The 26438-nt window shown below is 43.6% G+C and carries 25 protein-coding genes, 1 tRNA gene, 1 other RNA gene and 2 pseudogenes; 13 read left to right on the forward strand and 16 right to left on the reverse strand.

Going from position 1 to position 26438, the window contains the following annotated elements; genetic code table 11:
• The 5 genes from F0475_RS10435 to F0475_RS10455 form a co-directional block, all read right to left on the reverse strand.
• Positions 1 to 422, reverse strand: a 422-nt coding sequence (locus F0475_RS10435; RefSeq protein WP_234422999.1) for a hypothetical protein, incomplete at its 3' end; no start/stop codon positions are given.
• A complete protein-coding gene (locus F0475_RS10440; RefSeq protein WP_155716590.1) occupies positions 419 to 1714 on the reverse strand; it encodes a site-specific integrase in 1296 nt (431 codons plus the stop codon). The genes F0475_RS10435 and F0475_RS10440, both read right to left, overlap by 4 nt.
• 28 nt (positions 1715 to 1742) lie before the next feature.
• Positions 1743 to 2972, reverse strand: a complete 1230-nt coding sequence (locus F0475_RS10445) for a site-specific integrase (RefSeq protein ID WP_155716591.1) — start codon at positions 2970 to 2972, stop codon at positions 1743 to 1745.
• Between the two features lie 695 nt (positions 2973 to 3667).
• Positions 3668 to 5215 (reverse strand): hypothetical protein, encoded by a 1548-nt coding sequence (locus F0475_RS10450; protein WP_155716592.1) that lies wholly within the window; start codon positions 5213 to 5215, stop codon positions 3668 to 3670.
• 53 nt (positions 5216 to 5268) lie between these two features.
• On the reverse strand, positions 5269 to 5493 hold the full coding sequence (locus F0475_RS10455) for a hypothetical protein (RefSeq protein ID WP_155716593.1): 225 nt from the start codon (positions 5491 to 5493) through the stop codon (positions 5269 to 5271).
• Positions 5494 to 5936: 443 nt separating this feature from the next.
• Here F0475_RS10455 and F0475_RS12035 point away from each other — a divergent pair.
• Positions 5937 to 5984 (forward strand): annotated as a pseudogene (locus F0475_RS12035) (hypothetical protein); the annotation flags it as partial.
• Between the two features lie 6 nt (positions 5985 to 5990).
• Positions 5991 to 6810, forward strand: a pseudogene (locus F0475_RS11895) (IS256 family transposase, variant Zn-binding type).
• 200 nt (positions 6811 to 7010) lie between these two features.
• Here the strand turns inward: F0475_RS11895 and F0475_RS10465 are convergent.
• A complete protein-coding gene (locus tag F0475_RS10465; RefSeq protein WP_155716594.1) occupies positions 7011 to 7451 on the reverse strand; it encodes a hypothetical protein in 441 nt (146 codons plus the stop codon).
• Positions 7452 to 7716: 265 nt separating this feature from the next.
• Here F0475_RS10465 and F0475_RS10470 point away from each other — a divergent pair, with 265 nt between their 5' ends.
• Together F0475_RS10470 and F0475_RS10475 are read left to right on the forward strand one after the other, a co-directional pair.
• Entirely contained in the window at positions 7717 to 7947 is a 231-nt protein-coding gene (locus F0475_RS10470) for a YecH family metal-binding protein (RefSeq protein ID WP_009434680.1), read from the forward strand.
• A gap of 49 nt (positions 7948 to 7996) precedes the next feature.
• Positions 7997 to 8296 carry a glutaredoxin-related protein gene (locus F0475_RS10475; protein ID WP_155716595.1) on the forward strand — a complete coding sequence of 100 codons (300 nt, stop codon included), beginning with the start codon at positions 7997 to 7999 and terminating at the stop codon, positions 8294 to 8296.
• A gap of 558 nt (positions 8297 to 8854) precedes the next feature.
• Here the strand turns inward: F0475_RS10475 and F0475_RS10480 are convergent.
• Positions 8855 to 9211 carry a MarR family winged helix-turn-helix transcriptional regulator gene (locus F0475_RS10480; RefSeq protein WP_155716596.1) on the reverse strand — a complete coding sequence of 119 codons (357 nt, stop codon included), beginning with the start codon at positions 9209 to 9211 and terminating at the stop codon, positions 8855 to 8857.
• 18 nt (positions 9212 to 9229) lie between these two features.
• Entirely contained in the window at positions 9230 to 9751 is a 522-nt protein-coding gene (gene trxA, locus F0475_RS10485; RefSeq protein ID WP_036895040.1) for a thioredoxin, read from the reverse strand.
• Between the two features lie 354 nt (positions 9752 to 10105).
• Here trxA and F0475_RS10490 point away from each other — a divergent pair, with 354 nt between their 5' ends.
• The gene (locus F0475_RS10490; protein ID WP_199879809.1) at positions 10106 to 11305 is read left to right on the forward strand and encodes an esterase; all 1200 of its coding nucleotides are present in this window, start codon (positions 10106 to 10108) and stop codon (positions 11303 to 11305) included.
• Positions 11306 to 11708: 403 nt separating this feature from the next.
• On the opposite strand, the gene F0475_RS10495 is transcribed toward F0475_RS10490, so the two are convergent.
• Positions 11709 to 11782: transfer RNA gene (locus F0475_RS10495), tRNA-Thr, on the reverse strand.
• A 3-nt stretch (positions 11783 to 11785) separates the two neighbouring features.
• Positions 11786 to 11882, reverse strand: an RNA gene (gene ffs, locus F0475_RS10500) — signal recognition particle sRNA small type.
• A gap of 158 nt (positions 11883 to 12040) precedes the next feature.
• Here ffs and F0475_RS10505 point away from each other — a divergent pair.
• From F0475_RS10505 to F0475_RS10530, 6 genes are all read left to right on the forward strand, one after another.
• Positions 12041 to 12589: a DUF4199 domain-containing protein gene (locus tag F0475_RS10505; protein ID WP_155716597.1), complete on the forward strand. Its 549-nt coding sequence runs from the start codon at positions 12041 to 12043 to the stop codon at positions 12587 to 12589.
• A 14-nt stretch (positions 12590 to 12603) separates the two neighbouring features.
• A complete protein-coding gene (locus tag F0475_RS10510) occupies positions 12604 to 13554 on the forward strand; it encodes a glycosyltransferase family 2 protein (RefSeq protein WP_155716598.1) in 951 nt (316 codons plus the stop codon).
• An 82-nt stretch (positions 13555 to 13636) separates the two neighbouring features.
• Complete coding sequence (locus F0475_RS10515) at positions 13637 to 14113, forward strand: DUF6452 family protein (protein ID WP_155716631.1); 477 nt, start codon at positions 13637 to 13639, stop codon at positions 14111 to 14113.
• Positions 14070 to 14756 (forward strand): DUF6048 family protein, encoded by a 687-nt coding sequence (locus F0475_RS10520; protein ID WP_155716599.1) that lies wholly within the window; start codon positions 14070 to 14072, stop codon positions 14754 to 14756. The genes F0475_RS10515 and F0475_RS10520 overlap by 44 nt, the downstream gene beginning before the upstream one ends.
• Before the next feature lie 52 nt (positions 14757 to 14808).
• Positions 14809 to 15819, forward strand: coding sequence for an FAD:protein FMN transferase (locus F0475_RS10525; protein WP_155716600.1), 1011 nt, complete (start codon positions 14809 to 14811; stop codon positions 15817 to 15819).
• 195 nt (positions 15820 to 16014) lie between these two features.
• Complete coding sequence (locus F0475_RS10530; RefSeq protein ID WP_009435629.1) at positions 16015 to 16677, forward strand: Crp/Fnr family transcriptional regulator; 663 nt, start codon at positions 16015 to 16017, stop codon at positions 16675 to 16677.
• Positions 16678 to 17024: 347 nt separating this feature from the next.
• On the opposite strand, the gene F0475_RS10535 is transcribed toward F0475_RS10530, so the two are convergent.
• Genes F0475_RS10535 through F0475_RS10545 form a run of 3 tightly spaced genes read right to left on the reverse strand, consistent with a single transcriptional unit; the run spans position 17025 to position 19976 of the window.
• Complete coding sequence (locus tag F0475_RS10535; protein WP_155716601.1) at positions 17025 to 18116, reverse strand: glycosyltransferase family protein; 1092 nt, start codon at positions 18114 to 18116, stop codon at positions 17025 to 17027.
• Positions 18117 to 18147: 31 nt separating this feature from the next.
• Complete coding sequence (locus F0475_RS10540; protein WP_155716602.1) at positions 18148 to 19131, reverse strand: glycosyltransferase family 2 protein; 984 nt, start codon at positions 19129 to 19131, stop codon at positions 18148 to 18150.
• On the reverse strand, positions 19083 to 19976 hold the full coding sequence (locus tag F0475_RS10545) for a glycosyltransferase family 2 protein (RefSeq protein WP_155716603.1): 894 nt from the start codon (positions 19974 to 19976) through the stop codon (positions 19083 to 19085). Before F0475_RS10545 ends, F0475_RS10540 begins: the two co-directional genes overlap by 49 nt.
• 56 nt (positions 19977 to 20032) lie before the next feature.
• On the opposite strand from F0475_RS10545, the gene F0475_RS10550 reads away from it, so the two are divergent.
• Both F0475_RS10550 and F0475_RS10555 read left to right on the forward strand, forming a co-directional pair.
• Positions 20033 to 21541, forward strand: coding sequence for an oligosaccharide flippase family protein (locus F0475_RS10550; RefSeq protein ID WP_155716604.1), 1509 nt, complete (start codon positions 20033 to 20035; stop codon positions 21539 to 21541).
• The gene (locus F0475_RS10555) at positions 21528 to 22508 is read left to right on the forward strand and encodes a glycosyltransferase family 2 protein (protein WP_155716605.1); all 981 of its coding nucleotides are present in this window, start codon (positions 21528 to 21530) and stop codon (positions 22506 to 22508) included. The genes F0475_RS10550 and F0475_RS10555 overlap by 14 nt, the downstream gene beginning before the upstream one ends.
• Before the next feature lie 215 nt (positions 22509 to 22723).
• On the opposite strand, the gene F0475_RS10560 is transcribed toward F0475_RS10555, so the two are convergent.
• The 3 genes from F0475_RS10560 to F0475_RS10570 are packed head-to-tail and all read right to left on the reverse strand — an operon-like array spanning position 22724 to position 25942.
• Positions 22724 to 23539 carry a hypothetical protein gene (locus tag F0475_RS10560; RefSeq protein WP_155716606.1) on the reverse strand — a complete coding sequence of 272 codons (816 nt, stop codon included), beginning with the start codon at positions 23537 to 23539 and terminating at the stop codon, positions 22724 to 22726.
• Between the two features lie 21 nt (positions 23540 to 23560).
• Positions 23561 to 24844, reverse strand: a complete 1284-nt coding sequence (locus F0475_RS10565) for a Na+/H+ antiporter NhaC family protein (RefSeq protein ID WP_009435584.1) — start codon at positions 24842 to 24844, stop codon at positions 23561 to 23563.
• Positions 24845 to 24874: 30 nt separating this feature from the next.
• Entirely contained in the window at positions 24875 to 25942 is a 1068-nt protein-coding gene (locus tag F0475_RS10570; RefSeq protein ID WP_155716607.1) for a LacI family DNA-binding transcriptional regulator, read from the reverse strand.
• Positions 25943 to 26438: the final 496 nt, after the last annotated feature.

The following is a 26438-nucleotide window of genomic DNA, read 5'->3' on the forward strand; positions in this document are numbered from 1 at the left end:
TAACTGCAATGGTCAGAACTGGTTGTATGTATCAACCTGACAATATCTGTTTGGCAACACAAAGTGTAATTGTTAAATAAATAGTTAAAATAAGAAATATTGGAGGTTTTTGACATAGAAAGCATAGCAATGATAATTGAAAGAGGATAGAGCGGTGCATAACCTTTAAGTTGTCCGTTGATGAAAACAGGTTCTTCACCTGCACCCCTTTCATCGGGATGCAGGTTGGAAGATTTCATAATCGTCTGAAGCCTATAATTGAGTTTTCTCCATGTTACACCGAAGAACCTCGCCAGTTCTCCCTCCGTCATGGCAATTTCTCCATTTCCCTTATGAACAACCTGCATATTACTGCCCCAATCAAAACAACTACGATGATTGTACGTGTCGGTCATTGTTTTTGGTCTATAGCTCGTATTCATGCCGTTTCCTCCATTTTATAGATTGATATATCCGAAGGTTCACAAGCCCCTTTCTCCGTTGGTTCTCTCTTCATTTCCGATTGTTTGGCGATAAGCCTGTCCATATCCTCCGAAATTTTCTTGTCCGTTACCTGAGCATAAATCTGTGTGCTTGATATGGAGGCATGCCCCATCATCTTGGCTATGCTCTCAATAGGAATACCTGCGCTTAGACACATCGTGCCAAACGTATGTCTTGCCATGTGGTACGAAAGTCTTTGACGGATACCGCAAGCCTTACCCACGATACTCAGGTTCTTGCCCATCACGCTACGGCTGCAATGAGGTTGAAAGACAAGGCTGTCGCCTTTTTCTTTCACCGTCAGATGTTCTTCATTTCTTTCCTGCTCGTTCCTGCAATGGCTGATGATGGCTTCCGCTATGGGATGTAACGGCACGATAAACTCAACCTTTGTCTTCTGTCTCTCCTTGCGGATATACCTCTGTCCATCCGCTGCTGTTTGGATATGCTTGTATTTCAAATTCTCTATATCTGAGATAGCCATACCTGTGAAGCAGGAGAAAACGAACATCAGCCGTGCCTGTTCCGCTTCCCTGTCATTCATCTTCATTGCCATGAGTTTCATTACCTCGCCCTTTTGCAAAAAACGTATCTTCCTGTCCTCCTTTTCATACTTGGCATTCTCAAACGGATTGCATCGGATTATCCTTTGACTGACCGCACGGAACATCAACCTGCTCAGCCAGCAGAGATAGCGGTTGATGGTTGCCGCTGCAAATCCCTGCTTTTTCAGGAAGAAACGGTATTCCTCGAACAAACTCTCTGTAATGGTGTCGATAGATATGTCTTGTACTCCTTTGTTTTCGATAAATTCTCGGAGATTTCTATCATAATAGTAAAGGTTCAGATAAGTCCCCTCTGCCCTTGACTTTCCAACGCTTTCCTTGACGGCTTGCAGTTCCGCCTTGCTCATTGCAAGGAGCGTGGTGGGGTTAGTGGCGATGCCCTGCAAGCGGTTTTTGATAAGTTCCACGCTTACCACTCTTTCCTTTACAAGAATGTCCCGATAGGTATTCTCTACCAATTCCCTGAACTCATTGATTCTTTGGTTGGTCTTCTTATTGGTTGTCAAACCCTGTTTGGTGCTCCACTCGGAGGGATTGCACTCTTCGCCTGTGCGAATAGTTGTGTTCTTTCCATCGATGGTGATACGGCTGAGAATAGCAGTATTGCCGTCTGTCTTAGTTTTCTGTCTGTTGATATAGAACAGTATCTTGAATGTACTTCTCATAATGATTTTAGTTTTAATATGTCTATTGCTAAATACTCATCTGCATATCCTCCGTGAAAGAACGGAAACGATTAAACTCCTCAAAGAGTTTTTGGGGTGTAACCTTTGCATAACGCTCGGTCATACTTACGTTGCTATGTCCGAGCATCTTGCTCACCGTTTCTATTGGCACTCCTTGCTCAAGCGTGATAAGCGTGGCAAAGGTGTGTCTTGCCGTATGTGTGGTAAAGGGAAACGATATGCCTGCACGAAGCCGCAGGGCTTTCAAACAAATCTGATAGTTCTTGTACTTGATATAGGGGAGTAATGTTTCCCTTCCATCGCTGTGGAGCTTCTCCATCAGCCTTTTGGCTTCGGGCAGCAGTTTAACACGACAAGGCACACCTGTCTTGTGGCGGTTGAACTTCAGCCAAAGGCTACCCTCGTCGTCACACACAAGATGGGACTTGTCCAGTTCCATCAAATCACAATAAGCAGCACCTGTATAACAGGCAAAGAGGAAAATATCCCTTGCCGTTTCCATATCCTCCTCCAAGTCCTCAAAGTTGAGAGCCTTCAATTTGTCTAATGCTTCCTTGTCCAATGCTTTGGGCAGTCTCTTGTTGCCCTTGCTGATTTTGGCTTTGTCAAATAGAAGTACATCAGCCAATCCCTCACGGTAAGCCAACCTGCATACCGTCTTCAAATGCGTGGCTGCATTATAGAATGTGCTTTCTTGAAAACCGCACTCACCTAAGAAATACTGCCCAAACGCATAGATAAAGTTCTCCGTGAGCTGTGAGAAAGCCAAGTCTGTTACCTTGTATTTCCGTTGAATAAACTTCTGCAAATGAATTCGGGTAGAGTGATAGCCGTGTATGGCTCCTTCCTTGATGTCTATACCAACATGGCTTTCCTTCTCCTTGATGAGCATATCCAGCCTTTCAATGAGCATGCATCGTGTTTTTACACTCCCTTGGAACAGCTCTTTCACATCGGCTGCATCAAATGGGCAACCTTTGGATAGCAGAGATTGATAAGCTGACTGAACAGACAACAGCAGATTTTCCAATTTACCATTTATCTCCACCGCCTCACGACTCTTACCGTCCATTCTGCTCTCTCGTGGATTCCATAAGTCGGGGTTGCAGGAGAGTTTACAACTGAACTGTCCAATACTCCTTCCAAGTGTAATACGTCCCATGATGGGAGCCTTGCCCGACTTGTCAAGACCGCTCTTTTTGAGGTAGAGCAACACCTTCATTTTCTCTTGTTTCATACGCTTTAATTTTTATGGGCAAAGTTACCCGAATTAAAGCGTTCCTCGCTTATGCAGAAAACTGCCGACCGCAGCAACAGCCACACGAGCGAAAATAATTCAGTTACCGAACATTACTCCATCGTTACCTATGAAGAAATCAGGTAACACTTTGGTAACTGAACTTCTGCCTAAATCTGCATATTCCTACTCTTTACGAACTGTGTAGTATTATGCAAATGACTCCGTTTCCTGCTCATTATCAGTCAGTTTACACCAACTTCTACTTTTCTTCCTTTTCAAGGATTAGTTGCAATTCAAAAGGTGCTCTTTAAGCCTTCAAAAGGGCGTCTATTGACGCCTTAAAGAGCATCTTTTGCAAACCTATTGGGCGTCTTTTGAAACCTAATTAAGCATTAACTAAAAAGAGAGGGGATGAAAAATAAGAACAAAGCTTTCTCGATTTCCTCTGCAAAAAGAAAGGAAATCAACACTATGACACCTCATCCTAAAAACCATTCCCGAGCTAACACAATTCTCTTACAATGATGCAATGACAACCATATAAGATTATATAAAACAAAACTTGCCAACGAATCGCACTTCACTGAGTTGTCCGAAGACAGCTCAACGCTGTACGAGCGTTGGCAAGATTATGTTTTCAAACCTGCAACTTTAAGAAGGGGACTTCCTAAAGAGAGGAGTTAGAATGCAGCTTACTGAAATGTACCTACATAGAATCCTCCATCGCTTTGTGTGGTATTTACAATAACCTTACTCTTGCTAAATTGCAACAAGTATGCCCAGTTAGAGTCGGCTGGAGAAGCACTTGATGACCAATAATATCCACTCTGTCCAATATCTGTCAACTGACCATTACTATTATATTGACCCAAAGCTGGTAAAAAGAAGGATCTACTTGCAGAATAGCCTACAGGCGCACCTTGAGTAGGAGTCACTACCAATTTATAAAAGCTGTTACGCATGTCCGTATATCCTGGACCTTGTTCAGGTTGGAATGATGTCAGCATTCTGATAAGTGATTTTTCACGGAACCACATACCACCCTTATACAAATGTCCCATTGCTGTCCATAGTTTATCATCATCCCAGTGTGGATCACCATTCTTTACATACCATCCCAGCTCATTAGCATTAGGCAGATTCTTACAAGAATACGTTGCGTCCATACGACCAAAGCCTTCATTCTCATGGTAGTGGTTATCACTACCAAAAGTTGGGAAGTTTGAATTGCTTTCATTTGCAAGCACAGGCTGCCATGGGTTAGCCGAGTTCCACTCATGACCATTCCAGTAATTCTTCTGTGCATCCCACATGTAGTACTTACTGCCGTCGTAATCCGTTACATTGATATTGGCAGTCATATCATAGTAGTCGTTCTTCTCATAGTCGAACGCTGGATAGGTCTTAGTAATCGCACCCTCAACGTTTGTTGCATAGTCCTTAATCCAATAGCGTACGGTCAAGGCATGTGTACCAGGACGAATTACCACGTAAGCACCATTAGTTGCAAGGTCTGCTGTGCTGTTAGTCAATGGGAAACCATTAGCATAAGAGCCGCTACCCTTTGTTGTCATAGTAATACTCTTACCGCTTGCAGAACCTGTCAACTCACCTGTTGTTGTGTCAAGTGTGTAAGTACCAGTAATATCATTATCAGATTCTACCTCAATCTTTGTCAACTGACAATTCTTTACACCTGTATTGTTTGTAAAAGGCTGGAACACGAGGATAGCTGCCTGATGATCGAGACGGAAGTTAAATACACCATTACCACCTGTAGCGTCTGCTGTACCGCAATCACCTGCCTCACCAATATGTGTGGTGCTATTAGGCTGTGCCTGACTCTGTGCTGCAGAGATAGTTACGTTGTTGTTAAGACCATTCTTGCCAGGGTAATACACCTTATAGGTTGTGCTGTTAGTGTACTTACCAGGAACCATAAACTTAAAGCTGGCAGTCTTCTCTGCTGGAGCATTGCTACTCTTCTGCCAAGTTCCGTTATCATCTTTTACATAGATATGATCACCAGCCTCCCAGAAGAAAGCTCCGTCGTCATAGTTGAGTGATGTACGAGTTGCAGCAGCACCTGTCACGAATGAAGTCAGGTTGCTATTGTTTTCAGTGTTTGTATCTACAGTGCTCTGTGCTACATCTTCATTAGAGCAAGATGCAAAAGCCATTACAATGCCGCACAATGCTATTAATGATAGCAGGCGCACCTTAAAAGTCTGTTTTCTCATTATTAATATAGTCTTTTTATGCTTATACTTATTTAATTAAAACTCTCTTTTGATTAATCTTCCCACAATGATGTATGACCACTGTTTGACAAAGCCTCATCACCAACTTCGAGCCACTCAACTTCTTCCTTTGCGCCAGCGGCAGCAGGTCCTGGGCGACGACGGCCTGGATTGTGCTGACTATGGAATGATGCATCTAACAAAAAGCTCTCACTGTTGATGCTTATTATCTCTGTCTGAGGCTTCTGATATCCCAATTTAATCTTATTCTGTTTCATAACTTATGGTATAAAATGCTGTTTATTTACTTATTTTATTATCCTTATTCTCAATTTGTAGGACGCAAAAATGTTTACACTCACTCTTTAAAAGTGGGAGTATAAGGGTGATATTGAACTGGTTTTTAATCCTTTTCTGTTATCCTAATTGAAGAACTTTATGCAGTGTCACACTGCTCTTTTTGCCTTATTATTTAATATCAAGGCTTTATTCGTTCTTAATTATATTTATCCCCAAATTACATCCTTTTAGTAATTAATTTGATTTTTTTCGGCTGCAAAACTACTGAAATAATTTCAATCTCGCAAGATTTTAAATAAAAACAACACTTTTCTTTTTCATTTTTTATGGTGTAATGGACATTTGGTAGGCTGAAAAACTCTCGGAATTCTTTTATTTACTACCTTTGCAGCATTTGAATATCTATGAATAAAAAAACTGTATCTTCTGTAATAGCTCAAATGTTAAAAAGAATGGGCATCGACGTTCTGTTCAGATGTATTCCTGCAAGGATTGTGGTAGACAATTTCAAGGTGGTCTGCGTATAAATAATATTTCTCTATGGAACGACTATCTGACGGCAAATCGAACGATATCTGATCTATCCACTCTTTATAAATGTTCAGAGCGAACCATACGACGTAGGTTGAGCTTAGTAGTAGATAGCTTTACTGCTACTTACCCAAAATCTGCTGTAATAATATTGGATACAACATATTTTTCCAGGACATTTGGTGTGATGCTTCATCAGGTAAAATGCTCTATCGCAAGTTTGTCAAAAACGAAACTAAAAGAGATTATCTTGATGGACTTCGGTATATTGCGGAGCGTGGAACTGTGATAAAAGCAGTGGTGTGTGATGGGCATGTAGGACTTTTACAAGCTATAAGTTTCTGCCCCGTACAAATGTATCAATTTCACCAATTTCAAATAGTTAGAAGACTCCTTACTAACAACCCACATTTGCCTGCAGGCGTTGAACTGTTGGCATTAATGAGAAGGATGTTCTCTATGAGAAAAGAAGAGTTTATAACCGCTTTTGATAAATGGTGTGATAAATGGAAAGAGTTCCTAAATGAACGAACTCTCCTAATCTCGGGTAAGACAACACACAGAAGACTGAGAACGGCAAGACGTTCTATTAAGACACATCTGCCATGGCTCTATACGTGTGAGGAGTATCCGGATATGCAAATACAACAAACCTGTTGGAAGGATTTAACTCACAACTTAAAAGAGCACTGCATAATCATAATGGATTGAATGAAGCTAACAAGAAGAAGTTTATAGATGGATTCATAAATACAAAAAAGTAGACTAGAATAACCAGCCTACCAAATGTCCATTACTAAAACCCGAGAGGTTTTCAGCCTACCAAATGTCCATTACGCCCAGAAATTCAAATAATTCGACCTCTCAAATCATTCCCTTCGTCCTTTCATAGATTCTTTCTCCATCCTACATCAGCCTAAGTAAGACATGAGAAAGAAGCAATCTACATGAAACAAGATAATCTCTATCTTACTTTATAACCCTCATATCGCTTATTGACAATAAGGATAAAGAAGGGTTGTGTTGAATAACTCTGCTTCGATCCCTGCTTTAAATCATAGGTCAAAAGCAATTCCTTCTTACCAACCTCGCTGAGTGACAAAGGTCGGAGGTCTGTTTTAAGACTAGTCTTAGGCATGATATAGGCAACAACAAAACTCTTATTAAAGTCAATATGAGTAGGTTCTCCCCCTTTACCCATGAATGCAGCCTCACCAAACTGCCGCTCAAACTCAGTCTTCGAAGTAATTTTTAGAATTACAGGCTTTGTTTCGTCACCAATATGGAAGTAGTTCCGCGCCTCAACAAAGGCTACTGGTTTACTCTCCTTCAAACTCTTCTGACTCGTTACACATGATGACAATAACACCAATGCAGCACTAAATGCAATTAAAAGTCTCTTCATCTCTATTTTTAATATCATTTAATTTCTAAAAAATTAACCCTATGTATCACTACAAAAAACATATGCGAAACATGTGCCAAAGGACTGACAAACTGCCAAAACATACCATTTTCTATCACAAAAGTAACCATTTAATAGACACAAAAACACATTTATGCACTTAAAAGAGGTTAATATTCTTGCTGGCACAAGCTTTGTTAATACTAATCATAGGCAGAGATTTCATCTTTGACTGACATTATAAACACATTAAAACATCAATTATATGGCACATGGACATGATGTTCTCCACATGATGGAGGGCAATAGTTACAAAACAAAAGAGGATTTGGTAAAAGCAATCATAGAGCACTTTGGACCAGAGGAGGAGTTCCACACTTGCTCTAGAGAGGGTATGAATGCAACAGAACTAGTTGATTTCCTCACCGAACGAGGTAAATTTATGCCTGCAACAGAGGGCTTCACGGTAGATACAACGAAGATTTGTAATCATTAAACAAAGGCCTTTTAGTATATAACAAACCATTTAATCAAAAAAAAGAAACATGATAAAAATATATGGAATGAGCACTTGTCCGGATTGTATTGCCGTCGACGAGCATGTAAAGGGAGATAGTCGTTATGAAGTAATTGACATTGGTTCCCACATTCGATACCTCAAGGAGTTCCTTCGCCTACGCGATAATAGCCCTGTATTCGACGATGCGAAAAAGCATGGATATGCTGGTGTCCCTTGCTTCCTACTTGAAGATGGCACCGTAACATTGTCTCCTGAAGAGGCAGGAATCCATCTTGATGATGCGCCAGCAGCAGCTTCTTGCCGACTTGATGGCTCTGGTTGCTAAGCAAAACAGACTTAACAACAATCGTTTATATATAATGAGGGGAGGCACAACTGCAGTTACCTGCTATTATGCCTCCCCTTGACTGTCGACAGACAGTCTAATGTGTCTCTCCTGAACAATAATCAATCTAACCTTAATGACTTGATTATCTCTATTGTAACAATCACTAGTTATTTAATCAAAAGAAGACTGAGAAAGTAGTACACCACTACTCATTCCCTGTTAGTCTACCATTGCATTGCAAATGTACGATAAATAGTTGATAGTAATGTAATGATTTCCGAAAAGATTGAAGAGCCTCTCTTCTTTTTGACATACATCAACATTTCAACCGCAGAAAACCAAGTTTCTTAGATATAATTAACCGTTTAATATATAACTATCAAGCCTTTATCGTTATTACATATTAGTCCTATTAAAAGCAAGAAAAGCTATTTTTAAAAACAAGACAGCAGTTATCTGTCTGCAAATAAGCAGTTACATCAAAGGCTGAGAACCAACCTATGAAATAACTGCTCCTACTTTGCTATCCTATTGTAAGAACCTACTTGTCAACAACTAGATAATCCCTTTCAATTCGTCGGGAACCACAATAGAGTCGCAATGAACCTGTGCCAATTTCTCTAAACCATGCTTGGTAATATGAAATCGTTGGCATCTTCCATCTTCCGAACAAGCCCGACGACGAATAAGGGAGTTCCGTTCAAGTGCGGCAATCACCTTAGATGCATTCGAACGAGTCATCCCCATTTCGTCAGCAATCTCACCTGCTAACATCGGATTAGGCTGTTCGGAGAGCAAACAAAGTAGTGCCGCTTCATTGAGATTCAGCCCCACACGTTGTTGCAAGTCGGACTCAAAGGCTGTTACAAGGCGTGAGAGTTCCCGAATCTTACGAACACATTCACTATTCATGCGCCCTTTCTGCGTTACTTACTTTAGCAAGGTTGACTTGATAACCTCCTCAAATTGAGGCTTATTCATCGCTCCTGTCTGCATTGTAGGCTTACCTTCTTTAGGGATAAAGAGCAATGATGGGATTGAACGAATACCAAAGAGCGAAGCCAATTCAGCCTGTTTATCAACATCAACCTTATATACATCGATCTTACCTTCATAGTCTCCTGCTACCTCCTCAAGTATCGGAGCAGTTGCTTTACAGGGTCCGCACCATGTTGCATAGAAGTCTATAATAACTGGTTTATCGCCTTTGAAAACCCATGATTGTGGGTTCTTCTCATAGTCCATCACCTTCTCTTTGAACATCTCAGCAGTCATTTCTGTTACATTCATACCTTTTTCCTTTCCTTCATTTTGGTTATTTACATTTGTTTCTTTTGTTGCTTTGCCAGCAACAGTACTATCATCTGTCTTCTTAGCAGGCTTGTTATTTGCAGAACATGCTGTCATTCCTAAGATCATGATGGCAAATGCTAGTGTCGAGATACGCTTCATTTCCTTTTTACAATTATCTATTTTTATTATTACTTAAAGGTTTCATAAAACCTTATTGGATTATCCTTTTAATATTGTTTCCTATGGAAAACGATGCAAAGATACGCACTTTTATCAATAAGACCAAATTTCCTTTGGAAATTATTACACCTTAACAATATCGCACGTGAGCCTTATTTTTGTTAAAACTAGCACTTTGCTCCTCTCCACATAACCAACACCTGGAACATTAGACATTATTTTTTGTACCTTTGTAAACAATCAATCTACTTGGTTGTTAGCACCCTCTTCGTGCCAAACTAAGGTGATAAAGAATTAAGATCATAAATCGTAAATCATAAAAACATCATTCGCATGAAAAGAATTATCTTATCTCTTGCTTGCACAATGGCTTCTGCAACAGGCTTAGCACAGCAAGCGCTCGATTGGAACAAGGCTCCTCTGGCATCACCAGTGGTAAATGCTGATAAGTCAGTAACCTTTAATGTCAATGCACCCGAGGCTCAAAAGGTGGAGATTGTGGGCGACTTTCTACCTATAGAAAAGGTGAAAACACCACAAGGAGAGTATGACCGACAAGGTCCACAACTCTTAAAGAAGAACGAAAAGGGCGTTTGGTCCTTCACTTCTACCCCTCTCCAACCCGAGTTATACACATATAATATACTGATAGATGGCGTCAAAGTAACTGACCCACTGAACGTTTATGCGGTTCGCGACATCGCTAGTACCTTCAGTATCTTTATGATTGATGGGGGCATCAATGGCTTATATCAAGTGAAGGATGTACCTCATGGCACTGTTTCTAAGACTTGGTATAAGAGTCCAACGGCTAATATGACACGCCGATTAACCATTTACACACCTGCAGGATATGAACAAAGCAATGAGAAATATCCTGTTCTTTACCTCCTACATGGCATGGGGGGCGATGAAAATGCGTGGTCAGAACTAGGTCGAGCAACGCAGATTATGGACAATCTCATCGCTTCGGGCAAGGCAAAACCCATGATTGTTGTGATGCCAAATGGCAATATCTCGCAGGAAGCAGCCCCCGGTGAGACACCCGAAGGACTAAAAGTTCCATCCTTACAACTACCTAAGACGATGGATGGAAACTTTGAGTCTGCCTTCCAAGATGTGGTTAATTTCGTTGAACAAAACTATCGAGTAAAGGCGGATAAAGCGCATAGAGCCATCGCTGGTTTATCAATGGGTGGGTTCCATTCATTGTACATCTCTATCAATAACCCTAACTCTTTCGATTACATCGGATTGTTTTCTGCAGCTGTTAAACCCCATCAGAAGGAGACTACTTCACCGCTATACGAGGATACAAAAAGCAAGGTTGACAATCTCTTCAAAGGCTCTCCTAAACTCTTTTGGATAGGTATTGGCAAGGCTGACTTCCTATATAATGAGAATGAGAAATTGCGTAATTACCTTAATTCCAAGCATTATCCTTACACCTACCTAGAGACAGATGGCGGTCACATCTGGCGTAATTGGCGCATCTATCTAGCAACTTTCGCACAACAGTTATTCAAGGATTAAATATCAAGAGAACCTCGCTTCCTATCAAGGAAACACCCTTCTCCATTTGAAGAGGGCGTTTCCTTGCAATGAAAAGAGCCTCTCTTTGACTAGAAGAGAGGCTCTTCTCCATTTCAAATGATATATGTGAAGTTTACTGGTGGGCATTTTATACCTCCCAACTAGCTTCCCTTTCCCCCATAATAGACCAGTGGAGAGGATCATTAGTAGAGGCTAATGAGCAGGCAAAATAATGATGATTAGATTCAAATTAAGCCTTAGCAGCGTTTCAAATATCGTTTATCAGGAATTGTCGTAACGCCTATTGAGGGTTATAAAAGAGCTTATCAGCAGTCTAAAAAACAAAAGAAGGTGTGCCTCACGACATACCTTCTCTCTCGTTTCTAGTCATTTTATCTATTCGAGCCTCTTGTCGGATTCGAACCAACGACCCCGAGATTACAAATCACGTGCTCTGGCCAACTGAGCTAAAGAGGCGGGTGGACAAGCGATTCCTATCGCACCGCTACAACCTTCTACCCTTGCTTTGTTCCCAACCTGGGGGATTTGAAGGGAGCTGGTCGTAGGAGACTTGCCCGTATAAAGCTCTCTCCTTACTTGGAAAAAGCGCTGCAAAGGTACATAAATTATTTATAAATACGAAAAGAAAGAACACCTTTTTCGCTTTTTAACAAATAATCTTAATTTTAGGAAGGAGGCACCTTATATATAATAAATAATCTGTAATTTTGCAGTATGACACACGATGAGCTCAAACAATTATCGGCGTATTCTCGTTACGACGGATTCTATCTTGCAATCCTTTGGGTTGCTAGTTTCGCCTGTTTATTATACTCTAGTTCCCTTCCAATATTGGGTCAGTTCTATACGATATTGCTCTTTTCTACCCCCTTCTTTGTGGCTTATCGGTTTAAAAAGTTCCGTGAGGAAGGGCGCAATGGGGTGATTTCTTTCAAGCGCGGATTGTTTTACTGCCTTCGAGTTCACTTCAATGCGGCACTCATCTTCAGCCTTCTTCAATGGTTGTATATGAATTATGTCGACAACGGAAGGTTGTTATCTATCCTTACAACTGTCTATTCCACACCACAAGCGAAACAGATGTTTACAACCATGAACGTATCTTACAATGATATAATTCGGCTCCTTTCAATGATGACGGAACCGGCTGTCTTGGCTGCAAATAGCTTTATATCAGCAGTGGTATTCGGCGTTATCTTATCATTAATCATTGCTGCATTAATGATGAAACAAGTACCCTCCTCTAATTCAAAACAATATTAATCCAAACATAAACAATGGATATTTCCGTTATAGTTCCTCTATTCAATGAGGAAGAAAGTCTACCAGAATTGCACGCATGGATACAACGCGTGATGAATGCCAACGGCTTCTCTTATGAAATAATCTTCGTTAATGACGGCTCAACTGACAATAGTTGGGGTATCATAGAAGAGCTTCATCGCAAGGACGAGCACGTTCATGGCATTAAATTCCGCCGTAACTATGGTAAGAGTCCAGCCCTATATTGTGGCTTCAAAGCGGCTAAAGGCGATGTTGTCATTACAATGGATGCAGACCTACAAGACTCTCCTGACGAGATTCCAGGGCTCTTCCGAATGATCACGGAGGATAAGTTTGACCTCGTAAGTGGCTATAAGCAGAAGCGTTACGATCCGTTATCTAAGACCTTACCAACTAAGCTTTTCAATGCGACGGCACGTAAGATTAGTGGTGTACATAACCTCCATGACTTTAATTGCGGACTAAAGGCTTACCGCCGAGATGTAGTGAAGAACATCGAAGTTTATGGTGAGATGCACCGTTACATCCCCTATCTTGCCAAAGAGGCAGGCTTCGCTCGTATCGGAGAAAAGGTGGTTCACCACCAGGCACGTAAGTATGGTAAGTCTAAGTTCGGCATTAATCGATTCTTTAATGGGTATCTCGACTTGCTCACCTTATGGTTCTTGACCAACTTTGGAAAGAAGCCTATGCACGTCTTCGGACTGCTTGGTTCATTCGTATTCTTCATTGGCTTCATTGCACTCATTAGTCTATTTGTAGAGAAAACAGTGATGCTCTTCAATGGAGAATATGGTGATTTGCTTTCAAATCACGCCTCTTTCTATATCGCTCTGACCGCTATTCTCCTGGGTACACAACTCTTCCTTGCTGGTTTCATAGGCGATTTGATCAGTCGAAGTAACCCTCGACGCAATGATTACCAGATAGAGAAAGAGATGTAAAAAACCTACTGATGTAATGCAAATGATGATAAATGACAAATATGCGAAGGCTAGCATAACGAGTAAAAAAGGGCTAAGAGTAATGCTCCTAGCCGTTTTCACTTGTTTGACAGCAGGTGTCTTCCTATCTTTGACAAGCTGTTCTGATATTGATTGTGGCGTTCACAATCCCGTAATGGCTAATTATGTCATACAGGGCGACAGCCTTCGTGACACATTGACCATCAGTGCTCTTCGTGACGGAAAGGCTGATACTGTATTGATTAACAGGCTTATTAAGACTTCAAAATTCAGTTTGCCGATGAGCTACGGAGGCGCACAAGACCGCCTGCGGTTCGTCTTGACCAATGCAGCAGGGCTATCTGTCGTTGATACCATCACGATAAGTAAGACTAATATTAGCCACTTTGAAAGTGTCGATTGTGCCCCTGCTTTTTTCCATAAACTTACTGCCGTAAGTACAACGGGACGTGCAGTTAGTCAGATAAACATCAATAATCCCAACGTAGACTACGATGGAACGAAAGAGAATATATACCTTCGTCTTACTCAGCATTAGTCTGTTTCTCCTTCTGCCAAGTGTTGCCCATGCACAACGAAAGCAAAAGGTGCAACCCACAAAGCCTGATACTGTGGCGTTCTTCAGGGCTGTTGCCGTTGGAGTTGACGTCGTCGGTCCCGCAATGAAGGCGCTCTCCTCTTACGGACAATACGAGGCTTTGCTACGAGTAAACCTCCAAGATAAGTATTACCCAGTGCTGGAAATCGGTGTGGGAGAGGCTAATAAGACGGATGATAACACTTCGACACAATTTAAAACACGTGCTCCTTATGGTCGTGTAGGTATCGACTTCAATCTTCTAAAGGACAAACATGATGCCTATCGTGTGCTGGCTGGAGGACGAGTAGGCTATACATCCTTCAAATATGACGTTTCGGCACCTGCCGTGACGGATCCTATTTGGGGCAACCAAGTACCTTTTGGTGGTACAGGTGTGCGTTCGCACCTTCTTTGGATAGAGGCTTCTTTCGGTGTAGATGCCAAGATTTGGGGCCCAATACGTATGGGTTGGAGCCTGAGATATAAGGTTCGTGCCCATCAGAAGAGCAACGACTTAGGTGATCCATGGTATGTACCAGGCTACGGGCGAGGCGGTTCTTCAACGCTCGGAGCCACATTTAATGTTCTTCTCGAACTATAATCAACCAACTAGCAAATGCCCCATTCAACTCTAAAATGACCCTATTACGATTATGAAGAATAAGAAACTATATTGGCAAATACCCTTTCTTTTGGTGCTGCTCATCGGTTCCATCATTATTGTGAGGTGCCAACATGATATGCCCTATCAGCATAATACGGGCTTTATCTTCGGCACTGTCTATCACATCACGTACCAGAATGATGAAGACCTGCAGCCTGAAATAGATGCAGAACTTAAACGCGTCAACCAGACCTTCTCAACTTTTGAGCCTTCATCGGTCATCTCGCTAATCAATCAGAACAAACCCGTCAAGGTTAATGAGATGTTTGATGAGGTGTTTACACTCGCTCAACAGGTATCTAAGGAGACCAATGGTGCATTTGACATCACGGTTGCGCCAATGGTAAATATGTGGGGCTTCGGCTTTAAAACGGGCGTTCACCCATCAAAGGAGAAGATTGATAGCCTGCGACAAATCGTCGGTTTTAATAAGGTGAAACTGGTTGGTAACACTATACGAAAGCAAAACCCACGTATCATGTTGGACTGCTCTGCAATCGCAAAGGGCTATGGCTCCGATTGTGTTGCACGTTTGCTGGAACGAAGGGGAGTAAAGAATTTCATGATAGAGATAGGTGGTGAGATTGTTACTAAGGGCAACAGCGAAAAGAGATTGCCCTGGCATATTGGTGTAACAAAGCCTACTGACGATAGTGTGAACGTCAATCAAGAGTATGAGGCGGTACTGAATGTGACCGACCGAGCCATGGCGACGAGCGGAAACTATCGTAACTTCTATTATAAAGGAGGTAAGAAATACGCACACACTATCGACCCTAAGACTGGATACCCCGTCCAACACTCTCTCCTTTCGGCTACTGTTCTAGCCAAGAACTGCGCTACTGCGGATGCTTATGCCACCTCCTTCATGGTGATGGGCATAGAGAAAGCAAAGCAGTTACTCGATCATCACCCTGAGTTGATGGCGTATTTTATCTATTCAGATAGCAAAGGAAAGATGCAAGTATGGTATAGTAAAGGCCTCAGCCCCGCCCAATAAAAGCCTCACCCCCGCCCCCTCTCCGAATGGAGAGGGGAGTAGATAGTACTGTAAATGAGGTTAGGATATATCAAAGAAAACCATACCCTTTCTACCTATTCACGCCCCTCTCCATTCGGAGAGGGGGCAGGGGTGAGGCTTGAGAGGGGCAAGGTTGGGGCTTGATCGGGACTTGTTTGGGTTTATTTAATTGTTATGTTACAACTTTACAACGACCTTCTCCGCCTCCCACTCTTCCTCGGTATAGGTTCCAGTGAGCTTTCTGAGATTGTAGGGAACACCAAGTTCGGCTTTCACAAGCTGTTGGCTGGACAGTTATTGGCGGCAGAAGGCGACCGATGCACGCAACTCTTCTTTCTCATGGCAGGGTCGTTGAGCGTGGAGAGTCATGCTGATAACCACCGATACAGTATTGTCGAAGAGTTATCAGCACCGGCTGTCATACAACCAGAACACCTCTTCGGACTCATGTCGAGATACTCCCGAACATTCTCCGCACAGACTGATTGCAGCCTATTGGCACTCAGTAAAGAGGAGATTCTACGCCTCCTTGACTCCTATCTCATCTGTCGCTTGAATTTTCTTAATATCCTTTCCATGCAAGCGCAACGGCAGGGTCGCACTCCATGGAGGCAGAATCCAACGGATATTCGCCAACAGTTCTTTGCTTTCCTACGCCTTCGTTGCATTACACAAGCTGGTAGGAAGGTGTTGAAAATAAAGATGGAAACACTCGGACATGAGCTTCATCAAAGTCGTTTGAACGTCTCTCACATGCTGAATCAGTTGCAGGAAGAAGGACTGATAAGTATTACTCGTGGTTTAATCACTATCCCACAATTAGAATTGTTACGATAGAGAACAAGCCTTTCTAAGCCTTTCAAAAGGAGGAGACGCAGCTTCGTGGGACATAGAAAACGATTGTCTACTTGCCTTTCGTTAGGCACTCTTCCCCTTTCAGAGGGTGCAAATAAAGTTTTCAAAGAAATCATTTCCTATCAAGTAAATGTTTTTCATGAAACAAAGAGAGCCTCCCTTCACTGCAAGGAGAGGCTCCTCTTCATGCAACAAAACGCCTTCTTCAAATGGAAAAGGGCGTTTCGTTCTTTTTGTCTTATTGCTTGCTATAAAAGAATTAACGAGGACTTCATCTGCAAGTAAGCCTTTGGCTCTATGCTTGCACCTGTCATGATGAGGAGAGCGATTTATCTTTTATAAAACGCCTCATACTCCCGTGCTACCTTGATATGGTCATGGTGCTTGCGAACATAGGCGTAACTCTGGTGGCGAAGGGCTGGGATTTGATCGAGATGGGTGACAAGCTGCGTGAGAGCTGACACACAACTCTCATACGAGGGGAGTACATTAATGATCGGGCGGAGCGTTGTCTCATGCAGAAGAGCATAGTGTTCGGGTTCGCCCCCACCAATACATATAATGCCATGTGCCATCGCTTCGAGTGGATTCATTGATGGAGTATAGCTATAGAGTTGGTCCATGATAGCATCAGAACCACGCATCGTCCGCACATACTCATCGAAGGGTAAGCCCGTAACAACCTTTAGATTCAATCGTTCGGGATAGTCGGCTTTCACCTTCTCAGCCGCTCGCAACATGATATCCGTGCCTTTATACACTGACCGGTTACGGCTGATTCCGATAAAGAGATTTAATTGTTTGGGTGGTTCAGGGGCTATCTTCGGTTCGTCCCCCACAACGATTGGAAAGGGAATAAAGGTTGTCTTTGTAGGAAAAAACGGCTGATAGCAACACCAGTATTCGTAGAGTCCAGTGATAATACCATCACATTCCGCAGCCATCAGGCGGTTCAAGCGTTCCTTCTCAGTGCCAATCCAATCCTTCCGCTCGCTTACTGCCTCTTCATTCTGGCGCAGTTTCGTCCCGAAATTGAAGTCGCTATACCGCAAGGGCATCGTCGTGGAACAGGTATGCACCCAATAGTAATCCATGCCGAAAGCCCCCAGAAAGAGCTTTTTGTTGTGCTTTTTGAGGTAACGAAAGATGTAGAAAAGGCGTTCAGCACGCAATTCAAAGAAGATAGGGTTGATGAATTGCACCACATCATAGCCTCTCAAACGTGGTAAAAGAGCGTATATCTTTGCCAAGAGGCGCACTCCTCCCAGTCTTCCTGTTGGTCGGCTCACATCAATGTCACGTGGATAATCCTTCCAAAAGTCGCCATTTGAGACCACAGTCACTTGATGTCCAAGTGCACGCAAACCCATTGCCAGCGTGTTATGAACATTGCTGTACTCGCCTAAGAGGAGGATTTTCATTATTCTATCAGTGCTTTTTTACCAGTAAAAACTATCTCTTCAGCGTCAAAGCCAACAGCAAGATCTTACGTCCCCAAGCGGTGTTGATGAGTCTTCGGAACAGTTTATAGTTACGCGTGTAGTCCTTTTCTGGCAATGGGAAGAGCCCTTGGTCGGTCAGTCGTAACAATACTTTCTCCAAGTGACCAGCGTCATGAGTGAGGCGAATAACATTATATAGATAGTCCATCGTTAGTTGCGCAATGCGTCGCTCCATAGCTATTCGATCCTTAACAGGCAAGTACTCCACCTTATCCTTCAGTCGGTTGATGATCTTCTCGAAGTCTGATAGACGCTTCAACTTGCTCTTCAAGTCCCGAGAATGGGTGATGGAACCCTCGTGTTGACGATAGTAATAAGCCTTGTTGTTGCTTACGTAAAGTTTTTCAATGCGTAACATGAGCTGCGGAGTGAACTCTTCATCCTCATGCACAAAGCCCTTTGGGAATCGTAACTCATGTAGACAGCAACGGCGGAAGAGGTATCCCCAGGCACTGGCGTGTATGTTGTTATGCGTCATATAGTCCGTTCCGCTCACCGGACCAGTCCAGTCTGGACTTGGATTAGCCGTTGGCTTGTCCGAAGGAAAGAACATCACCATGTCTGCATCCTTGTATCTTACGATGTCAAGGCACTGCTCGTAAGGGCTAGTAAGCAGATAGTCGTCAGCATCAACGAACTGAATAAAGTCGCCTTCAGCCAATGTTATGCCTCTATTTCGAGCCTGACTCAACCCTTGATTGTCCTGTCTTAGATAATAGATAGTCGATGACAACTCCATGAGTTCAGCGATGGGTGAGCGGTCAGAACCATCATCTACGACAATAATCTGGCGTTCCGTCTCAGCGAGCGAGAGCGCAAGAATACTGTTGATACACTCTCGAAGCATCTCAAGAGGCTCATTGTGATAGGTCACGATGAAGCTAACTAACGGTTTCGTAAGCCCATTTTGTGTATAAATTGATTGAGTTGACATAAGCGTTTAAGCCCTATTAAATGAAGAATCAATAGTTTCGTTGTACCCTTATAAGGGAGTACTGGGAGCACAGGAGCAGCCTTCGTTGCCTCATAAACATCCATTTGAATGTTCAAAAGTGACTCATAATAAGCTGCTGTCAACGTTCCCCATTGTGCGAGATGACGCAAGTGAGCCTCCAAAAGATGGGTTAGCTCTTGTCCTCCAGCACGTGCCGTAATGCCTTGAGGATTATCTGTGTAATAATAAAGACCCCGTCCCGTCGTCCCTATCACACTCGCTTTTGCGAGTAAGAAAGGCAATGTGTAAGCATCTTCAAACACCTTTCCAACAGGATAGCGAACGCCCTCGAAGAGCCGTCGACGATAGTATTTATTACATGCGTAAGTATGCAGGTAGCCCCCACCAAGCCAATAGTCTCGAGCCGAGGTGAACGCCTTTTCAGAGAAAGTAAGCAACTTCTCGCATTGCTTATTGCCGTGATGTTGCACCACAGGATACTCCAGTATGTCATATTCTGGGTGCATATCCAGCACTGCAAGTAACGCCTCAATCGTACCCTCTTGGATAAAGTCATCCGAGTCAATGAAGGTCACATACTCCCCTTGCGCATGCTCCAGTCCCGTGTTGCGAGCCGCCGATAAACCTTGATTCGATTGATGAATAAGCGTGCAATTCGCCCGTCCTTGAATCATTCTTGAGGCTATCTTTGCCGAATCATCGGGGCTTCCATCATCAATGATAATCAGTTCCATCCTATCGTCCAACTGCATGAGCACACTCTCCAAACAGCGTTGGATGGTGTCTTCAACACGATAGATTGGAATGATAATAGACAGTAACATGTAATATTATTTGGTGCAAATATAATAAAAAAGAATGGTTTCCGTTCATATAGAAGATGAAAAAAAGCACTAATACCGATGGTTATCTCCATGTCTTGAAGTATATCAGCTTGTTTGGTGGTGTACAAGGACTTAATGTGCTGATAGGCGTTATTCGCAACAAAATCGTGGCTTTGTTGTTAGGTCCACAAGGTGTTGGTCTTATCTCATTATTCAACTCTTCGATTCGATTAGTTAGTGATTCCACCAACTTCGGCATAGCGATAAGTGCCGTGCGAAACCTCTCCAGCGATTATGACAATGGTGAGGACGAACGTTTACAGGCTGATATTCGCATCGTGCGGTCGTGGAGTTTGCTTACAGCTGTGCTCGGAATGGTGGTCTGCATAGCCTTGAGTCCGTTGTTGAGTCACTATTCCTTTTCGTGGAATGGTTATACTTTCGATTTCATCCTACTCTCTCCTATCATCGCATTGACGGCTATCACGAATGGTGAAATGGCTATTTTGAAAGCCGTCCGACGCCTCCGACAACTGGCAGAACTATCCGTTTATAACGTTCTCGGCACTTCCTTGCTCACCATCCCATTATATTACTTCTTCGGAGAGCGTGCCATCGTTCCCTCTTTACTGCTTGCTGCTGTGGTGCAAGTGGTGCTCACCCTCAGTGCTTCTTGGCGTCTCTATCCGTTCAAACTATCCTTTTCACGTTCCGATTTGAGTGCTGGCTTTGGAATGATTCGGCTCGGTGTGGCGTTCGTACTGGCTGGTGTATTGGGCTCAGGAGCCGACTTCATCATCCGAAGTTACCTCAACAACGTAGCCAATACAGCGACTGTCGGCTTCTATAATGCCGCTTATATGATGACAATGGTATATGCTGGAATGATCTTCTCTGCCATGGAAACCGATTATTTCCCACGTCTCTCGGGGGTCAATCAGCTGTCGTTTACTTTCCGTCAGACCGTCAATCGCCAGATTGAAGTGACCCTTTTGCTCGTTTCCCCACTGCTTGCTCTCTTCCTTCTGTTGCTTCCGCAGCTCCTTGAAGTGCTCTATTCAGGGCGATTCCTGCCTGCGCTTGGCATGGCACAAGTGCTCGTCTTGGCTATGTATGTGCGTGCCGTGCGCTTGCCGATGGAGTATATTAGTTTGGCAAAGGGCGCTTCTCGTGCCTATCTCATCCTCGAATCGACTTACGATCTATTGTTAGTAGCATTGCTCCTCACGTGTTTCAACAAGTGGGGAATTACTGGTGCAGGTATCGGAATAGCCCTCGCTGGTACGCTCCACTTGCTCATTGTCTATGTTTATATGGCTCGCAAGTATCGTTACCGACTATCGGCTGATGTCGTGAAACTCGCTGCTTTCCAGTTTACATTGGGTATTCTCACCTTCTTCTGCGTACGTTCTGAACTCTGGCAATGGCGTTGGTGCGTGGCAAGTGGGCTATGCCTCGTGAGTGCGATAGCATCCGTTCGGGTGTTAAGGAGTAAGACCGACCAGCAGTGGAACAGCCTTCGTAATAAGATAAAAGATAAGTTTATACGCCATGATAAAGGTTAGTGTGATTGTAGCCGTGTATAACACAGCACCTTATTTACGCCAGTGTCTCGACTCATTAATGCGTCAGAGCGTGCGAGACATCGAAGTGCTTTGTGTTGACGATGGCTCTTCTGATAGCTCACCCGCCATACTCCGAGCGTATGCCGAGCGTGACGCACGAATCAAACCCACCTTCTTAAAGGAGAATAGGGGCTTGGCGCATGCCCGAAATGTGGCTCTTGCGCAAGCCACGGGAGAGTATGTTTGCTTTTTGGATAGTGACGATTGGTTTGCTGATAATGCCCTTGAGAAAGTCTATAAGGCGTTCACGGCTGATATAGACACGGTTCTTTTCCATCTAGTTCTGCATTATGAAGATGGGAAAGAGCAAGATTTTCAAATGCAACCTTTCGATACTTTGTCGGGAGAGGAGGCTTTTAAAGAGAGTTTGACATGGCAGATTCATGGTGTATATGCCATTCGCAACACAATCCATCAAGCCTTTCCTTACGATGAAACACAGAAGACTTACACGGATGAGAATGTAACACATATTCATTACCTAAGGTCTCGGAAGGTGGCACTTTGTAGTGGTACTTACTTCTACCGACAGCGTAGTAGTTCCGTTACTCATCAAGTGAATGGACAGCGATTCGACTTCCTTTTAGCTAATGAACGTCTACATCAACAACTCTTATCGTTGCGTGTTTCCGATGAAATAATTGCCTTTTATGAAACGAAACGATGGTTGAATCTCGTGGGACTCTACTTCTTTTACTATCGTCATCGCCGTTCGCTCTCCCCATCCGACCGCCGTCGTGGACTGGACATCATGCACCATGTGTGGGCAACAATCAACCTTTCTCTTGTCCGCCCCAGCCTTCGCCGCAAGTTTGGCTATTGTCCCCTTCGCCGCTCCTGGCTGCTCTTCCGACTACAAGAAGAGCTGTATTTCTGGTTGAGAGGAATCATTAAAGGCAATGAATAACCCTCCCGAAGAAAGGAATCTACCTACGGGAGTTCGTTAGAAGAGGTGCGAACGGATTGGAACAAGGTAATACCTTGTTAGTTGGAACAGCAGGATAAAAAACAAGGAAACGCTCTTCTCCATTTGAGAAGGGCGTTTCCTTGCATGAAGAAGAGCCTCTCCTTGCTGTGAAGGGAGGCTCTCTTTATTTCAAAAAAGGCGTTTCCTTGCTTCCACTACTCCTCTATCTCCGACAGACTACGTACGAAGTTGCTGAAGAAATTACTAACCGTCTCCACAGGAGCATAGCCCACATAACGCACACTGCGACGCAGGTTACGACGCAAGACAGCCCCATTATTCTGTACGAAACCAGCCGAGTTCTGTTTGAAATGCCACTCTTGTGCTGTGTCTTTAGCCAAGTCGGAAACACTACGAAGCGTCAGTTCATAGGCTTTCTTATCAATTTTATTAACGAAAGGGAGCTCCTCTTCCTCAAAACCAAAGACTGATATAAGGATGTTCCCTTGCAGTTCTGCCATCGACTGAAGCTGTAGGTTAGCCAACCAAGAGTCTAGTTTCACAAAGTCCACCTTGTCTCCTCGCACCCTCAAGTACTGTCCGATGGTGATAATCCCACCTAGATTCATCCCCCGATTGAGCATTGTTTCAGAGTTAGAGACGATGAGTTTCAATATATCCAAAGCCTCAACGGAGGTGTCTATACTATGCAGTTCGTCGTGGATGAGCTTCTTCAATCGCCTATTTAATAGAGAGTTACTAAGGCGAACAGACTTCGGGACTTTTGCTGTTAACGCCTTGTTATCCCCCATCTTGGTCCTCAGTTCGGCAATGATAGCGTCAGGGAGGTTCAGACCCTCATCCATGCTGTGGGCAGCAATACCATTAACAAAGATGGAAGTAACCTTTTGTGCCTCCACCATCTGCATGAGTCTGCACCATTTGAAAGGCGACATCGGCTCAATACTCGACTGGGTTCCGAAGGCACCAGAGCTTAGAATACGAAAGAAGTTACGCTGTATGACGTCCATAATAAGCGAATAATATTAACATTAAGAATACCTCCTTGGATAACGGAAGAAGATAGATAGCAAAGCAAACACACCTATCAAGAAGGGGTAATAGAGGTAAGGCACAATGCTCACAGGGTTTATCTTTGCCAGTCCAGCAGCCATTAAGAGCTGCGCACCATAGGGTATCAAGCCCTGAACACAGCATGAGAAGGTGTCGAGGATACTTGCTGCTTTGCGCTTATCCACCCCATACTTATCACCAATCTGCTTCGATATGCCTCCCACAGTGAGGATGGCAACGGTGTTATTTGCCGTACAGATATCAACAAGAGACACCAAGAAGGCTATCGTGAGTTCTGCTCCTCGCTTGCTACTAACGTGCCGTGTGATGATACTAATGATGTAGTCAATGCCACCATTAGCCCTTATCATCTCGAGCAAACCGCCTGCCATCATCGTAATGATGATTAACTCGCCCATACCAGTGATTCCGTTACCCATACTAGAGAACCATCCATAGATGTCGTAGGTGCCATCTGCTATGCCAATAACGCCTGTTAAGATCAAACCAATGGTCAGTACCGCCATCACATTCATACCCAATACGGCACAGATAAGCACTGCCATGTAAGGTATTATTCGATAATAACTAACCGAAGGTGGGGCTGATAGCGTGTGAACATCCCATCCCATAAAGACATAAGCAGCAAGGATAAGGAAGGCAGCAGGGGCTACGATGAAGAAATTAACACGGAACTTATCAGCCATCTTACACTCTTGTGTACGCGTGGCAACGACTGTTGTATCACTGATAAACGACAAGTTATCACCGAAGAAAGAGCCTCCAACGACCACAGCAACGACAAATGGCATTGAAGAACCCGTCGAACTCGCTACGCCAGCAGCAATTGGTGTAAGCGCAACGATGGTTCCCACACTCGTACCAATGCTTATTGAGATGAAGCAAGAGGCAAGGAATAAGCCTGCAAGGAGCATGTTGCTCGGTAGAACTGACAGTGTCATGTTCACCGTGGCATCGATACTTCCCATCTGTTTAGCGGCATTTGCGAATGCTCCCGCTAGTACAAATATCCACAACATCATCATCATGTTATCCGTACTTGCACCTTTGCTGTATATCTCGATACGCTTATTAAGAGGAAAGCCACCCGACATTATGATAGCAAAGATGCTTGCCACCATAAAGGCAACAGTAATTGGTACCTTATAGAAGTCGCCTGATACAATCGAAGTGACTAGATAAAGTAGGATGAAGACAAGTAGTGGACTGAGTGCAAGAAGTCCTTTTTTATGATTAATCATTCTGTTTTTAATTTAACAAAAAGCTCTCCCTTACAGGTCCCAAGAGCGCAGATAGAAGTCGATGTTCTCCTTTGTAAGGAGGTCAATAGGCATGTAGTTCGTTTGTTCAACCTTCTTCTTCAATACGATGGCACGGAAGAGTGTGTCGATACTAAAGAACCCTTGCTGGTAAGCATGCTGTGCGATGAGGAAGGAGATGCTCCCTGCTCTGAGGCATTCAGCATTCTTATGCACAATATCATAGCCCATGATCTGTACGTCGTGACGCTTAGTTTTGAGTAAGAACTCGCCTACGATGTGCGCTTTCGAGTTCACTGCAAGGCAATGATGCACCTCTGGATGGGCTGTAAAGAACTTCTCTAAGATACCATCATAGCGTTTCCTCTCTTCGTCAAGCGGTAGATTCACGTCGAGAATATCAACTTCTGGGAAGTGCTTAGCCATGTAGTTGCGGAAACCAACCTCTCTGTTCTCCTGCTGTCTACTTGCCATCTTGCCGTCAATCGTTTGTTTCATCAGCATAATAGAACGCTCATTTCGTGCCAAAAGCATAAGCATTCGAGCAGCAAAGTGCCCACTCTGAATAGAGTCCTGACCGAAGAAAGCAAGTGGCTGAAGGCTCGGCATATAAGAATCAAGCAGCACAAAAGGGATGTTACGCTCGTGTAACTCGTCAGTAAACGGGCGTGTTCGCTCAAGCGTGGTAGGCACGAGAATAACTCCATCAGGGTTCTTCTTCAAGCATTTCTGGTAGGTATCGACAAACGACTGAGGGTTCAGTCGACTATAATACATAATTTCCAAGTCGATATAAAAGTCTCTTCTTCGCTCGACAGCCTTCATTGCGCCCATCTCAATCTCGTCCCAATAAGCCTCGCTGGCATGCTTTGGAATAAGACAATAAAAGGTATAGCTCTTGTTATGAGCCAGTGCGCTAGCATACATATTAGGCTGGTAATCCATCTCTTTCAGGGCTTTCTCAACTCGCTCAAGAGCCGATTTCGACACGTTCGGACGCTTATGAAGAACGCGGTCTACCGTACCCACACTCACACCAGCACGTTTTGCAATATCCTTGATTCTAATTTTCTCCGCCATAGAGGATGCTAAACAATTTCATTATTCAGTGCAAATTTACGAATAATTGTTGGATTGTGTAGCATGGACAGGGTGCTTTCTTACAATTCAATAAAGACTCTCTAAAAGGAGGAGAGAGCCTCACCTTCGCCCCAACGACAGCCTAACCCCCGTCCCAACTACAGCCTCACCCCCATCCCCTCTCCGAATGGAATAACCCCTCCCAGCCTCCCCCAAGGGGAGGAGTGCCTAACGGGAGCTATCTAGGAAAAGGCTCTCTTAATACTAAGAGGGCGTTCCTTTGATGCAAAGATAGGCTTTTAGGGAACACATCCCCTCCATCGGAGGGGCTTGGGGAGGCTTTTTAGTAGAATGAAAGAAACGCCCTTCTCGATTTGAAGAGGGCGTTTCCTTGCAATGAAAAGGGCGTCTCTTCACATCGAAGAGACGCCCTCTTTGAATTTAAGTAAGCCTCCCCTAACTGGCTCCCGTTAGGCACTCCTCCCCTTGGGGGAGG

The organism is Prevotella vespertina (genome assembly GCF_009728485.1).
GTDB lineage: Bacteria > Bacteroidota > Bacteroidia > Bacteroidales > Bacteroidaceae > Prevotella > Prevotella vespertina.

Excerpts from the sequence above, each read along its gene's own strand:
- F0475_RS10440 (WP_155716590.1), bottom strand. The coding sequence starts at position 1,714 with ATGAGAAGTACATTCAAGATACTGTTCTATATCAACAGACAGAAAACT.
- F0475_RS10445 (WP_155716591.1), bottom strand. The coding sequence starts at position 2,972 with ATGAAACAAGAGAAAATGAAGGTGTTGCTCTACCTCAAAAAGAGCGGT.
- F0475_RS10450 (WP_155716592.1), bottom strand. The coding sequence starts at position 5,215 with ATGAGAAAACAGACTTTTAAGGTGCGCCTGCTATCATTAATAGCATTG.
- F0475_RS10455 (WP_155716593.1), bottom strand. The coding sequence starts at position 5,493 with ATGAAACAGAATAAGATTAAATTGGGATATCAGAAGCCTCAGACAGAG.
- F0475_RS10465 (WP_155716594.1), bottom strand. The coding sequence starts at position 7,451 with ATGAAGAGACTTTTAATTGCATTTAGTGCTGCATTGGTGTTATTGTCA.
- F0475_RS10470 (WP_009434680.1), top strand. The coding sequence starts at position 7,717 with ATGGCACATGGACATGATGTTCTCCACATGATGGAGGGCAATAGTTAC.
- F0475_RS10475 (WP_155716595.1), top strand. The coding sequence starts at position 7,997 with ATGATAAAAATATATGGAATGAGCACTTGTCCGGATTGTATTGCCGTC.
- F0475_RS10480 (WP_155716596.1), bottom strand. The coding sequence starts at position 9,211 with ATGAATAGTGAATGTGTTCGTAAGATTCGGGAACTCTCACGCCTTGTA.
- trxA (WP_036895040.1), bottom strand. The coding sequence starts at position 9,751 with ATGAAGCGTATCTCGACACTAGCATTTGCCATCATGATCTTAGGAATG.
- F0475_RS10490 (WP_199879809.1), top strand. The coding sequence starts at position 10,106 with ATGAAAAGAATTATCTTATCTCTTGCTTGCACAATGGCTTCTGCAACA.
- F0475_RS10505 (WP_155716597.1), top strand. The coding sequence starts at position 12,041 with ATGACACACGATGAGCTCAAACAATTATCGGCGTATTCTCGTTACGAC.
- F0475_RS10510 (WP_155716598.1), top strand. The coding sequence starts at position 12,604 with ATGGATATTTCCGTTATAGTTCCTCTATTCAATGAGGAAGAAAGTCTA.
- F0475_RS10515 (WP_155716631.1), top strand. The coding sequence starts at position 13,637 with ATGCTCCTAGCCGTTTTCACTTGTTTGACAGCAGGTGTCTTCCTATCT.
- F0475_RS10520 (WP_155716599.1), top strand. The coding sequence starts at position 14,070 with ATGGAACGAAAGAGAATATATACCTTCGTCTTACTCAGCATTAGTCTG.
- F0475_RS10525 (WP_155716600.1), top strand. The coding sequence starts at position 14,809 with ATGAAGAATAAGAAACTATATTGGCAAATACCCTTTCTTTTGGTGCTG.
- F0475_RS10530 (WP_009435629.1), top strand. The coding sequence starts at position 16,015 with ATGTTACAACTTTACAACGACCTTCTCCGCCTCCCACTCTTCCTCGGT.
- F0475_RS10535 (WP_155716601.1), bottom strand. The coding sequence starts at position 18,116 with ATGAAAATCCTCCTCTTAGGCGAGTACAGCAATGTTCATAACACGCTG.
- F0475_RS10540 (WP_155716602.1), bottom strand. The coding sequence starts at position 19,131 with ATGTCAACTCAATCAATTTATACACAAAATGGGCTTACGAAACCGTTA.
- F0475_RS10545 (WP_155716603.1), bottom strand. The coding sequence starts at position 19,976 with ATGTTACTGTCTATTATCATTCCAATCTATCGTGTTGAAGACACCATC.
- F0475_RS10550 (WP_155716604.1), top strand. The coding sequence starts at position 20,033 with ATGAAAAAAAGCACTAATACCGATGGTTATCTCCATGTCTTGAAGTAT.
- F0475_RS10555 (WP_155716605.1), top strand. The coding sequence starts at position 21,528 with ATGATAAAGGTTAGTGTGATTGTAGCCGTGTATAACACAGCACCTTAT.
- F0475_RS10560 (WP_155716606.1), bottom strand. The coding sequence starts at position 23,539 with ATGGACGTCATACAGCGTAACTTCTTTCGTATTCTAAGCTCTGGTGCC.
- F0475_RS10565 (WP_009435584.1), bottom strand. The coding sequence starts at position 24,844 with ATGATTAATCATAAAAAAGGACTTCTTGCACTCAGTCCACTACTTGTC.
- F0475_RS10570 (WP_155716607.1), bottom strand. The coding sequence starts at position 25,942 with ATGGCGGAGAAAATTAGAATCAAGGATATTGCAAAACGTGCTGGTGTG.